General features: G+C 65.6%; 11 protein-coding genes. 10 read left to right on the top strand and 1 reads right to left on the bottom strand.

The features are described 5' to 3' along the window. Window position 1 precedes the first annotated feature (1 nt). From DFR49_RS06850 to DFR49_RS06805, 10 genes are all read left to right on the top strand, one after another. Complete coding sequence (locus tag DFR49_RS06850; protein WP_211325814.1) at window positions 2-1,864, top strand: alpha-L-fucosidase; 1,863 nt, start codon at window positions 2-4, stop codon at window positions 1,862-1,864. Between the two features lie 7 nt (window positions 1,865-1,871). Then, window positions 1,872-3,332 carry a sugar porter family MFS transporter gene (locus DFR49_RS06845; protein WP_119034884.1) on the top strand — a complete coding sequence of 487 codons (1,461 nt, stop codon included), beginning with the start codon at window positions 1,872-1,874 and terminating at the stop codon, window positions 3,330-3,332. Then, window positions 3,332-4,117, top strand: coding sequence for an SDR family NAD(P)-dependent oxidoreductase (locus DFR49_RS06840; RefSeq protein ID WP_147373660.1), 786 nt, complete (start codon window positions 3,332-3,334; stop codon window positions 4,115-4,117). The genes DFR49_RS06845 and DFR49_RS06840 overlap by 1 nt, the downstream gene beginning before the upstream one ends. A gap of 14 nt (window positions 4,118-4,131) precedes the next feature. Beyond that, entirely contained in the window at window positions 4,132-5,706 is a 1,575-nt protein-coding gene (locus tag DFR49_RS06835; protein ID WP_170150949.1) for an alpha-L-fucosidase, read from the top strand. 58 nt (window positions 5,707-5,764) lie between these two features. Then, window positions 5,765-7,363 (top strand): alpha-L-fucosidase, encoded by a 1,599-nt coding sequence (locus DFR49_RS06830; protein ID WP_170150948.1) that lies wholly within the window; start codon window positions 5,765-5,767, stop codon window positions 7,361-7,363. Window positions 7,364-7,368: 5 nt separating this feature from the next. Next, a complete protein-coding gene (locus DFR49_RS06825; RefSeq protein WP_119035326.1) occupies window positions 7,369-7,731 on the top strand; it encodes a UxaA family hydrolase in 363 nt (120 codons plus the stop codon). Between the two features lie 2 nt (window positions 7,732-7,733). Beyond that, complete coding sequence (locus DFR49_RS06820) at window positions 7,734-8,933, top strand: UxaA family hydrolase (RefSeq protein WP_119035325.1); 1,200 nt, start codon at window positions 7,734-7,736, stop codon at window positions 8,931-8,933. Further along, a complete protein-coding gene (locus tag DFR49_RS06815; protein WP_211325813.1) occupies window positions 8,930-9,682 on the top strand; it encodes an SDR family oxidoreductase in 753 nt (250 codons plus the stop codon). The genes DFR49_RS06820 and DFR49_RS06815 overlap by 4 nt, the downstream gene beginning before the upstream one ends. 25 nt (window positions 9,683-9,707) lie before the next feature. After that, complete coding sequence (locus DFR49_RS06810; protein WP_119034880.1) at window positions 9,708-10,547, top strand: amidohydrolase family protein; 840 nt, start codon at window positions 9,708-9,710, stop codon at window positions 10,545-10,547. Window positions 10,548-10,667: 120 nt separating this feature from the next. Further along, window positions 10,668-11,435, top strand: a complete 768-nt coding sequence (locus DFR49_RS06805; protein WP_119034879.1) for an IclR family transcriptional regulator — start codon at window positions 10,668-10,670, stop codon at window positions 11,433-11,435. Window positions 11,436-11,683: 248 nt separating this feature from the next. Here the strand turns inward: DFR49_RS06805 and DFR49_RS06800 are convergent, their stop codons facing one another. Next, entirely contained in the window at window positions 11,684-12,526 is an 843-nt protein-coding gene (locus DFR49_RS06800) for a fumarylacetoacetate hydrolase family protein (protein ID WP_119034878.1), read from the bottom strand.

The raw sequence follows: 12,526 nt of genomic DNA, 5'->3' as shown, positions 1-12,526 counted from the left end.
GATGATCACGCGTAGACGAATCCTCGGTCAGACGACCGCAGGCGCGGCGATCGCCGGAATGTGGCCGGGAGTCCCGGCCGCATTCGCGGGCGGCGGCCAGCAGCAGGCGTACAACAACCCGCCGCCCGATGTCGGACCGCTGATCCCCGCCGATCAGCAGGCGCTCACCCGCTTCATGGGGCTGCGCTACGGGGTGTTCATCCATTGGAATCCGGCCACGGTTGCGGGCAAGGAGATAAGCTGGTCCCGCGAGCGCGAGATCCCCTCGGCCGAATACGACCAGCTCTACAAGCGCTTCAACCCGGTTGAGTTCGATGCCGATGCGTGGGTGAAGATGCTCAAGGACGCGGGGTTTCGCTACCTGACGTTCGTGCCCAAGCATCACGACGGCTTCGCGATGTGGGATACCAAGACCTCCGACTATTCGATCATGAACACGCCGTTCGGCCGCGATGTCGTCAAGGAAGTGTCGGCGGCGTGCAAGAAGCACAAGATGGCGTTCTGCCTCTATTATTCGATCGCCGATTTCTACCATCCCGATTGCATCGGCGCGAACCATGCCAACGGCATGTATCTTGGCCCGAAGGGCTATGAATTGCCGGCGGGCGTGAAGCCCGATTTCGATCGCTACGTCACCTATATGAAGATGCAGCTCAAGGAACTGTCGCAGAATTACGGGCCGGTCGCGGCCTGGTGGTTCGACGGCGGCTGGATGCGCGACTGGACGCACGAGCGCGGCGTCGATCTGCTCAAATACATGCGGATGCTCCAGCGCGACACGATCGTCGATCACCGCGTCGGCTGCGCGTATAACGGGCGCGTCTATCTGCCGACTTGGTTCCCCACCGACAAGGATTATGTCGGCGATTTCGCGGTGCTCGAAGTCGATATGCCGCGCTTCAACCGTGACATTCCGTGGGAATATACCACGCCCGCCAACGGCCGCAGCTATTGCTGGACGGCGGGGGCGTATCTCGATCAGGACGTGTGGATCGACAATTTCGTCCGTTCGGCGTGCGGCGACGGCAATTACCTGCTCGGGATTTCCGCGCCCTCGACCGGCCGGTTCGACCCCGCATTGGTCGACAAGCTCGCGCGCGCCAATCTGTGGCTCGAACGCCACGGCCAAAGCCTGTTTGAGACGCGCGGCGGCCCGTTCAAGCGCACCAGCGGTTACGGCGCCACGTGCAAGGGCAAGCGCGTCTATCTCCACGTCTTCGATCAGAAGCTGACGACGGTGAAGCTGCCGCCGCTGCCGGCGAAGATCGTGGCGTGCTCGATGCTCCACGGCGGCAAAGTAAGCTTCACGCAAGGCCCCGACGGCATCACGGTGACGATCGATCCCAACGCGATGGAAGCGCCCTCGACGATCGTCGTGCTCGACCTCGATCGGCCGGCCGAGGCGCTGGCGCCGGTGGGCGACGTGCCGCTCAACCGCGGGGTGAAGGTGACATCATCCAACGCCGATCCGGCGACCGATCGCTTCGCCTGCGACGGTGACATGCGCACCGCCTGGCAAGCCGATACCGGCACCAAGCAACCGTGGATCCAGTTCGACCTCGGCGCCGAAAAGACGATCAGCCGCGCGATCCTGTTCGAAGGGGCGTATGAGGGCGAGCTTGCCGATATCCACCGCTATCAGGTTGACGTGCGCGCCAAGGATACCGACGACTGGAAGCGTGTCGAAGACGTCAAGACCTGGGGCTTCGACACCAGCGAGGAAGAAGATTTCTTCGAATGGCCGATCTCGGTGTTCAAGCCCGAGATACGCTTCACGCCGGTGAGCGCGCGCTATGTGCGGGTGAAGGTCCTCAAGATGGTCGCACCACCGGCGATCCACGCCTTCGAAATCTACGAAAGATAATCGCGATATGGCGCATGGCATCGATCCCGCCGCTTTCAGGTCCGACGCCGCACACGCGGCGTCGGGCGGGGGCAATCTCGTTTTCGTGACGCTCGTCAGCCTTGTCTCGGCGATGGGTGGGTTCCTGTTCGGGTACGAAACCGTGGTGATCGCGGGCACGCTTGCGCCGGTGAAGGCGCAATTCGGTTTCTCGGCGATCATGGAAGGCTGGTTCGTGAGTTCGGGCCTGCTCGGGTGCGTGTTCGGCGTGCTGGCGGCGGGCCGGCTGTGCGATCGGGCCGGGCGCAAGCAGGTCATGCTGCTCTCGGCCGCATTGCTCGCGATCGCGGCGGTGGCGTGCGCGGCGGCGCCCGCCGCGTCGTGGCTGATCGTCGGGCGTTTCATCGGCGGGGTCGGTGTCGGCCTGGCTTCGGTCGTTTCGCCGCTCTACATTTCCGAAGTCGCGCCGCCCAAATATCGCGGGCGGCTGGTGTCGCTGTTCCAGCTCACGATCACGATCGGCATCGTCGCGGCGATGCTCGTCAATGCCGGGCTGCTCGACCATTCGCTCGCCGCGACGCCTGCCGCCGCGCAGGGCCTGTGGGGCTGGCTGTTCGTCGGCGAGGTCTGGCGTGGCATGTTCCTGGGGCAGGTGGTGCCGGCGTTGCTGTTCCTCGGCTTCGCGTTGATCGTGCCCGAAAGCCCGCGCTGGCTGAGCCTCGTCGGGCGGCCCGAACAGGCGCGCAATGTGTTGGCGCGGCTGCGGGGCGACGATGCCGCCGCGGCGGGCGAGCTTGGGCAGATCGAGGAATCGCTGCGCGTCGAGACCCGCGCCGACGGCCGCGCGCATCTTGCAGGGATGCGCCGGCCGCTGTCGCTGGGGATCTTCCTCGCGGTCTTTTCCGAACTCAGCGGCATCACCGTGGTGATGTATTACGGCCCCGTCATCCTCGAACGCGCCGGCATTTCGGCGGGATCGTCGCTTGGCGGCCATGCGGTGATCGGCATCGTGCTCGCCTGTTTCACCGTGCTCGCGCTGTTCGTGGTCGATCGGTTCGGCCGCCGCCCGGTGCTGCTGACGGGGTGCGCGGGCGCGGCGGTCGCGCTCGCGCTGACGGGGCTCTGCTTCGCGGTCGGCGTCACCGACGGCGCGGTGATCATCGCCTTGCTGTGCATGTTCGTCGCCTTCTTCGCTTTCTCGCTGGGGCCGATCAAATGGATCGTGATCTCCGAGATTTTCCCGACCGCGGTCCGCGCGCGGGCGATGGGGATCGCGACCGTCGCGGTGTGGCTGACCGATATCGTCATCAACCAGGCCTTTCCGATCGTGCGTGACACATTCGGCGTCTCGGCGATGTTCCTCGGCTGCGCGGTGTTCCTCGCGATCCAGTTCGTCGTGGTCGCGCGCAAGCTTCCTGAAACCAAGGGGCTGCCCCTCGAAGATATCCTGTCGCTGTGGAGCGACCGGCCGGCAAAGGAGGCCCGCTGATGCGCATCGATTTTACCGGCAAGGTCGTCATCATCACCGGCGGCGCGGGCGGGCTCGGCAAAGCGTTCACGCTCGAATTCGCGACCGCTGGGGCGGAGGTCGTGTGCAACGATCTCGATCCGGCGGCGGGCGAGGCGGTGATCGCCGAAGCTGCGGACATGCCGGGCCGCATCCACTTCGTCGGCGGCAGCATGGGGCTGCCCGAGACATGCGACGCGCTCGCCGCCAAGGCGCGCGATCTCGGTGGGGTGGACATTCTCTGCAACAATGTCGGCATCCAGCCGCCGACCAGCTACGTGCCCGCGCACGACCTCGACGATGCGCTCTGGGATGCGATCCTCACCGTCAATCTCAAATCCTATTTCTGGATGGTGAAGCGCTGCGTGCCGATGATGCAGGCCAAGGGGAAGGGCGTCATCATCAACACCGCCAGCGTGCAGGGGCTGCAATCGCAAAAGGGCGCGGCGGCCTATGCCGCTTCCAAGGGCGGGATCATCTCGATGACGCGCCAGCTCGCGCTCGAATATGCCGAGGACAATATCCGTGTCGTCGCGATCGCGCCGGGCACGTTCGATACGCCGCTGCTGCGCGATGTCGCCGCCGGCATCCCCGACAAGGGATATATGGAGCGGCTGCGCCAGGCCTATCCGATGAAGCGCTTCGGCGATCCCGCCGAACTGGCCCGCGTGGTCGCCTTCCTCGCCAGCGACGGCGCGTCGTTCCTGACGGGCGAGTGCGTCACCGTCGACGGCGGCATTATGGCGCAGGGCGGCTGGGCACAATGAAGGGGGTTCCCAAAATGAACATGAGTCGCAAGGAGTTCCTGCGCACCGGTCTGTCGACGATGGCAGTCGCGGGGCTGCCGACGACGGGCGTTGCCGCCGCCGCAGTGGCAGGGGCCGGCCCTGCGGCTCAGAGCGGCCCGGTAACGATCACCACGCTCAATCCGACGATCCGGCTGTATCCGGTGAAGGCACTGGGCCGCATGGGCGACATCCGGTTCGGAACCGCGGAAATCGGCACGATGATGCCCTTTCTGGGCGAAGGCGAGATCACCTGGACCGTGTCCGTGCCCGAGGCCGGGCGCTACGCCCTCGCCTTGTGCTGCTCGACCACCAACGCCGGCCAGCCGGTCAATGTCACCGCCGGCAAGACCAGCATCGATTTCGCGGTGCCGGTGACCGACGGCTATTTCTATCCGCATCCCGATGGGCCCGATGAGAACCCCGGCGACCCCAGCGGCGAGAGCTTCTTCAGGCTCAAGGAATATTATAATTTCGATCGCGTACCGGTGGGCGAATTCGATCTGGTCCGCGGCGTCAACATGGTGCGGCTGCGCGTTGCGGGCACCAAGGGCAAGGAAATCCTGCGGCTGCGCTCGGTCGAGCTGACGCCGGTCGGCGCCCGCGCTGCAATCGCGGCCGACAAGCAGCGCGCCCGCATGCACCGCGCCAACACCGATTGGTTCGCGCGCGCCGGCTACGGCCTGTGGTTCCATTTCCTAGACCTGACCACGCCGCCGAGTGGCCCGCGCAAGCCCTATGAACAGGCGGTCAACGAACTCGATATCGAAAAACTGGTCGGGCAGGTGGCGGAAACCGGCGCCAAATACATGATGTGGGCGGTCAATCACGGCAATCCGACCTGTCCGGCGCCGATCAAGAGCTGGGAGAAACTGCATCCGGGCTGGACCACCAAGCGCGATCTGATCGCCGAAATGGCCGACGCGCTGGGCAAACGCGGGATGCGGCTGATGCTCTACATGAACCCGCCGGGCGTGGGCGGAATGGCGCTCAATCCGGGCACGGTGAACGGCATCCCGGGCTATAACGAAGACGAATATGCCAACCAGTTGATCGCCGTGTTCCGCGAATTCGGCGAACGCTATGGCCCGCGCGTCGCCGGTTATTGGTTCGATTCCACCTTCGAGGCCACCGAATGTTATCCGAACCTGCCGTTCGATAAGCTCAACGACGCGATCAAGACCAACTATCCCGATCGCCTCGTCGCCTGGAACAACTGGGTGTTCCCGCACGAGACCGAATGGCAGGATTATTTCGCCGGCGAGCTGACCGATCTGCCGGTCAAATCCTATGGCGGCCGTTATGTGAGCTATGGCACCGCCAAGGGGCTGCAAAGCCACGTCGCGCTGCGCTTCGATGCGGACTGGCTGCATATCAAGCAGGATACGCCGATGCCGCCGCCGCGCTTCAAGGCGCAGGAACTCGCCGATTTCATCAAGCAGTGCCAGGCCGAACAGGTGCCGGTGACGCTGGGTGTCGGGATTTTCCAGGATGGCTCGCTGGGGCCGCAGGCGCTGCCGGTGCTCCGCGAAGTGGGGCGGCTGGTGCGCGGCAAGCGCAAAAAGGCATGATCCGGCTTCACGCAATCTCACCACGCAAGAGCCGCGCCTGTGTCGCGGGCACAATATCATGACGGGGAACGCCATGTTGACGATGAATCGTAAGGAATTTCTGCGCACCGGCCTGTCGACGATGGCGGTCGCGGGGTTGCCCGCATCGGCCGCGGCGGCCGCGACCTTCGGCGCACCCGAGGGGCAGGGCGGGCCGCTCACGGTCGCCAGGCTCGATCCGGTAATCCGGCTGTATCCGGCGAAGGCGGCGTCGCGTTCGGGCGAGCTGCGTTTCGGCCCGGCGGAATTGAGCGTGATGCTGCCGTTCCTCGGCGCGGGCGAGGTGCTGTGGACGGTCGAAGTGGCCGAGCCGGGCGAGTACGATCTCGCCTTGTGCTATTCGACCACGCAGGCGGGCACGCCGGTGACGATCGAGGCGGGCGCATCGAAGGTGGAGTTCGCGGCACGGGTGACCGAGGGATATTTCTACCCCGATCCCAACGGGCCGTCGGCCAACCCCGGCGATCCCGACAGTGACAGCTTCTGGACGATGCGCGAATATTATCTGTTCGAGCGCGTGCCCGTGCCCGGCCGGATCAATCTGGTGCGCGGCGTCAACGTCGTGCGGCTGAAGGTGGCGGGCGAAAAGAGCAAGGAGATTTTCCGCCTGCGCTCGCTGGAATTGACCCCGGCATCGCAGCGCGCCGCGATCGAAGCCGACAAGCAGCGCGCGCGATCGCGCCGCGCCAACACCGATTGGTTCGCCGATGCGGGCTACGGCATGTGGTTCCATTTCCTCGATCTGACGACGCCGCGGCAGGGGCCGCCGGTGCCGTACGAACAGTCGATCAACGCGCTCGACGCCAAAAAGTTGGCGAAGATGGTGGCCGATTGTGGGGCGAGCTATCTGATCTGGGCGGTCAATCACGGCCACCCGACCTGCCCGGCGCCGATCAAGAGCTGGGAGAAATTGCACTCCGGCTGGACCACCAAGCGCGACTTCATCGGCGAACTGGCCGATGCGCTGGGCAAGCACGGCATCCGGTTGATGCTCTATATGAACTGTCCGGGCATCGGGAAGCTCGAGCAGCAGGCGGGCACCGCGCTCGATCTTCCGGCGTTCAGCGAGGCTGAATATTCGAACCAATTGGCCGATGTTTTCCGCGAATTCGGAAACCGATATGGCACGCGCGTTGCGGGCTACTGGTTCGATTCGTGGTTCCAGACCACCGAGAGCTATCCCAATCTGCCGCACGAGGCGCTGTTCGACGCGGTCAAGACGGGCAATCCCGATCGTATGGTCGCGCTCAATTACTGGGCGTTCCCGATCGAGGTCGAGTGGCAGGATTATTGGAGCGGCGAGATCACCGACCTGCCCGCCAAGCCGTTCAAGACCCGCTATATCGGGCGCGGCGCGGGGGCGGGATTGCAGGCGCATTCGGCGATCCGGTTCGACGCGCCGTGGTTTCACATCACGCAGGACAAACCGATGGAGCCGCCGCGCTACACCGCGGCCGAACTCGCCGACTATATCCGCACCTGTCAGGGCGACCGCGCACCGGTGACATTGGGGGTCGGCATCTATCAGGACGGCACGATCGGCGAGGAATCGTTCGCCGTGCTCAAGCAGCTTCGAACGCTGATCAGGGGCCGCGCCCGTCAGCGCCGGCCGGCGTGATCGCGATGCGTGGCTTCACCAAGGATCCCAGGGACGATGCCGCCGTGGCGCGGCCGGGGCTCGCCGCGGCGGCAGGATCGCCGGTGATCGTTCTCGACACGGCGGACAACGTCGCCGTCTGCCGCCGCAATGTCGCGACCGGCGAAGCGCTGGCGATGGACGGCGATGTCGTCGCCGCGCGCGCCGATATGCCGCTGGGGCACAAGGTGGCGCGGGCGTTCATCCCGGCGGGCGCGCTGGTCGTCAAATACGGAATGCCGATCGGGTCGGCGACTGCCGATATCGAACCCGGCGATTGGGTGCATCTTCACAATATGCGTAGCAACTATATTTCCAGCCACACGCGCGCCTCGGCGGTGCCGGCATGATCATCGCGAACGGCTATGCCCGTGGTGACGGGCGGATCGGAATCCGCAACGTCGTCGCGGTGATCTATCTCGTCGAATGCGCGCACCATGTCGCCCGCCGCGTGGTCGATCTCGCGGACGATGCCGAGGTGCACCTGCTGGGCTTTCCGGGCTGCTATCCCAACGATTACGCGCTCAGGATGATGAAGGCGCTGGCGACGCACGCCAATGTCGGCGGTGCGGTGCTCGTCTCGCTGGGGTGCGAGGGCTTCGACCGCGAGGGGCTGGCGGCGGCGATCGCGCAGAGCGGGCGGCCGGTGGAAACGGTCGTCATCCAGCAGGCCGGCGGCACGCGATCGTCGATCGAGGCGGCGGTCGCCGCGGTGCGCCGCGTCCAGCAGGAGATGCGGCAGGATGAGCGCCGGGTGCCGATGCGTCTTTCCGATCTGGTGGTCGGCACGATCTGCGGCGGATCGGACGGCACCAGCGGCATCGCCGCCAACCCCGCGGTGGGCCGCGCCTTCGATCGGCTGATCGATGCGGGCGCGATCTGCATCTTCGAGGAAACCGGCGAGATGATCGGTTGCGAAGGCCCGATGGCGACGCGCGCGGCCTCGCCCGAGATCGCGTCGGCGATCGACCAGGCGATCGGCAATGCCGAGACCTATTATCGCGCGATGGGCTATGGCAGCTTCGCGCCCGGCAATGCCGAAGGCGGCCTCTCGACGCTCGAGGAGAAGTCGGCGGGCGCCTATGTCAAATCGGGCAGCCGGCCGATCAACGGCGTGATCCGCCCGACCCAGATTCCCGGCGACCCCGGCCTTTATCTGCTCGATGTCGTTCCCGATACGCCGCCCAAATTCGGCTTTCCCAACATCTCGGACAATGCCGAGATCGTCGAGTTGATGTCGTGCGGTGCGCATCTGACGCTGTTCACCACCGGGCGCGGATCGGTGGTGGGATCGGCGGTCGCGCCCGTCATCAAGATCACCGGCAATCCGGAGACGTTCGCGCGGATGGGCGAAGATATGGATATCGACGCCGGCCGCATCATGCTGGGCGATGCGACGCTGGACACGGTGGGCGAGGACATTTTCGATCTCGTCCTCGCGGTCGCCGGCGGCGCGCCCTCCAAATCGGAAACGCTGGGGCACCGCGAGTTCATCCTCGGCTACAAGTCGATCGAGGCGGTGGGGCCGGCGTGTTTTCCGGGCGCGCGATGATGGGTGAGGCAGGATCGGGCACCGCGCGCCTCGCTGGGAAGCGCGCGCTCATCACCGGGGCGGGGCAGGGGATCGGCCGCGAGACGGCCGCGCTGTTCGCCGCGCACGGCGCGACCGTCTGGGCGAGTGATCTCAACGTCGCCGCGCTCGACGGATTGACGGGGTGCAGCCCGATCGCGCTCGACGTGACCGACGCCGAGGCGGTCCGCGCGCTTGTCGACGACATCGGCGAGATCGACGTGCTGTTCAATTGCGCCGGGATGGTCGTGAGCGGCACCGTGCTCGACTGTTCGGAAAGCGATTGGGCGCGCTCGCTCGACGTCAACGTCACCTCGATGTTCCGGCTCATCCGTGCGTTCCTGCCGGGGATGATCGCGCGGCAGAGCGGATCGATCATCAACATGGCCTCGATCGTGGGGGCACCCAAGGCGGCGCCCAACCGGTGCGCCTACGGCATGTCGAAGGCCGCGGTGGTGGGGCTCACCAAATCGGTCGCGGCCGATTATGTGACGCAAGGCATCCGCTGCAACGCGATCTGCCCCGGCACGATCGAAACCCCGTCACTGCACGATCGCCTGCGCGAGACCGGTGATTTCGAAGGCGCGCTGGCGGCGTTTCGCGCGCGCCAGCCGATGGGGCGGCTGGGCCAGCCGCAAGAGATCGCCGCGCTGGCGCTCTACCTGGCCTCGGACGACTCGGCGTTCATGACCGGACAGGCGGTGATGATCGACGGCGGCTGGTCTGCCTGATGCCGCTGATGGAGGGACACCGCCGATGAGCATCGTCGATACCCACGCCCATTTCTGGGATGTCGAGCGGCTCGATTACCCGTGGATCGAGCGTGGATCGCCGTTCGATCGCAGCTTCCACCTCGAGGATTATCAGCGCGCCTCGGCCGAGGTGCCGGTCGAACGGATGGTGTTCGTCGAATGCGATGCGCATCCGCGCTGCTCGATCGCGGAGGCCGAATGGGTCGCCGGGCTTGCGGACCTCGATCCCCGCATCCATGCGATCGTCGCGCGCGTGCCGCTGCTCGCCGACGATGCCGCCGCGCGGCTCGATGCGGTGGCGGCGATGCCGCTGGTGCGCGGCGTGCGCGACAATATCCAGGGCCATGAGCCGGGGTTCGCGCTGCACGAATCGTTCGTGCGCGGGGTGCAGGAGGTGGCGCGGCGCGGGCTCCATTTCGAACTCTGCCTCAAACACCATCAGCTCGACGAGACGATCGAACTCGTGCGTCGTTGCCCCGAGGTGCGCTTCGTGCTCGATCATTGCGCCAAGCCCGATATCGCGACCGGCCTGCGCGAACCCTGGCGCACACAGATCGACGAGATGGCGGCGCTGCCCAATGTCGTCTGCAAGATTTCCGGCCTCGTCACCGAGGCCGATTGGGCCGACTGGCAGGCGGAAGATGTGCTTTGGTACGCGCGCGCCGCCGCCGCGGTATTTGGTCCGGAACGGATCATGTTCGGCAGCGACTGGCCGGTCAACGAGGTCGCGGGCGGCTATGGGCGGTGGTTCCAACTCGCCGAAACCCTCGCGTCCGCCTGGGATCGGCGCGATCGCGACCGGTTCTTCCGCGAGAATGCCGAGCGCGTCTATCGGCTTGTGTAGGGTTTGATCCACTGGCGTGGAACCGCATTTCATTTCGTGTCATATGGCGTGTGGTGCGGGGGATTTGTCGGTGTTACCGTTATCGCTCGAAGGTTGAGGCAGACGAAAGAAGCACGAACGATGCCCAAGAAGGAGACCCCGGCGAAGGCCACGACCTATGCCGCCCCGGCGCTCGAAAAAGGGCTCGATATCCTGGAGTTGCTGTCGAGCGTGTCGCGGCCGATGGGGCTTTCCGACATTTCGCAGGCGGTGGGGCGCTCGAAGAACGAGATTTTCCGCATGCTTCATGTGCTTGAGAAGCGGCATTATATCGAGCGCGCGCAGGGTAACGATCTCTATACGCTGACCAACCGGCTGTTCCTGCTCGGCATGGAGCGCCCGCCGCTCAAGGGGCTGCTCGATATCGCGCTGCCGATGCTGCACGAATTGTCCGACGACACCCAGCAATCGAGCCATCTCGTCGTGCCGTCCGAACAGTTCATGGTGGTGATCGCGCGCATCGATCCGCCGGCCGATCTCGGGCTGGTGGTGCGGATCGGGCACCGCCGGCCGATCCTCGAAGGCACGTCGGGGATGGTGCTCACCGCATTCCAGCTCGAGCCCGTGCGGCGCCGCTGGGTGGAGGAATATGGCGCCGACATGACGGCCAAGAGCCGCGCCGAACTGGAAGACAGGCTCGTCGACATCGCGCGCAAAGGGTATGCCGCGATCAAGAGCACGGTCGTGCCGGGGATCACCGATATCTCGGTGCCGGTGATGAGCAACGGCGCGGCGGTCGCGTCGCTCGCGATTCCCTATATGAAGCGCAGCGGCGTGCCGGTGTCGCAGGCGGAGGCGACGAGGATGGCTTGCGGCGTCGCGGCCGCGATCTCCTCGCGGCTGCCTTAGAGCCTGATGACTTTACGTCGAGCCGCGTCCTAAAACCCGTTCGTCCCCGGACTTGATCCGGGGCTGCCGAAGCACCGTTCTGTTCTTTGGCCGGTCGAAAGAAGAACGGCCCTTCGACAAGCTCAGGGCGAACGGTTCGATGTAAAGTCATCAGCCTGGAGTTTATTACACTTGCGCGGGGGAGCGGGCCGGTACCGCCTCTGTTCCAGTATAACCGAAACAGACTGTACGGCCGAGCGATCGCCGCGCTACCCGCCGATCACGTCCTGGCGCTGATCGCCGAGCTTTTCGATCCCCAGCGTCACCACGTCGCCCGCCTTGAGATAGCGTGGCGGCTTCTGCCCCATGCCCACGCCCGGCGGGGTGCCGGTGGTGATGACATCGCCCGGCAGCAGCGTCATGAAATGCGAGACGTAGGAAACGAGGTGCGCGACGCCGAAGATCATCGTGCGTGTATTGCCGGTCTGGACGCGCTCGCCGTTGACGTCGAGCCACATCGACAGCGCCTGCGGGTCGCCGACCTCGTCGGCGGTCACCAGCCACGGGCCGATCGGGCCGAAGCTGGGGCAGCCCTTGCCCTTGTCCCACGTGCCCGAGCGTTCGAGCTGATAGGCGCGCTCCGACACGTCATCGACGACGCAATAGCCCGCGACATGGCCAAGCGCGTCGGCCTCGCTGACATAGGAGGCGGTGCTGCCGATCACGACGCCGAGTTCGACTTCCCAATCGGTCTTGGTCGAGCCTCGGGGAATGACGATCGGATCGTTCGGCCCCTGGATGCAGCTTACGCCCTTGGTGAACAGCACCGGCTCGGCCGGGATATCCATCCCCGATTCGCGCGCGTGATCCGAATAATTGAGCCCGATCGCGAGGAATTGGCGCGTGCCGGCGATCGGCGGCCCCAGCCGTTCGCTCGCCGCGACCAGCGGCAGCGTCGCGAGATCGATGGCGGCGAGCGCGCGCAGGCGCTCGGGTGCCAGTTCGGCGGGGCCGAGATCGGCGATCACGCCCGAGAGATCGCGAATCCGGCCATCGGCGTCGATCACGCCAGGTTTTTCGTCGCCGGCGTTTCCAAAACGGCAGAGTTTCAT

This window comes from Hephaestia caeni (genome assembly GCF_003550065.1).
In the GTDB taxonomy this organism is placed as follows: Bacteria; Pseudomonadota; Alphaproteobacteria; order Sphingomonadales; family Sphingomonadaceae; genus Sphingomonas; species Sphingomonas caeni_A.
This window is presented reverse-complemented; position numbering and strand designations above follow the sequence as displayed.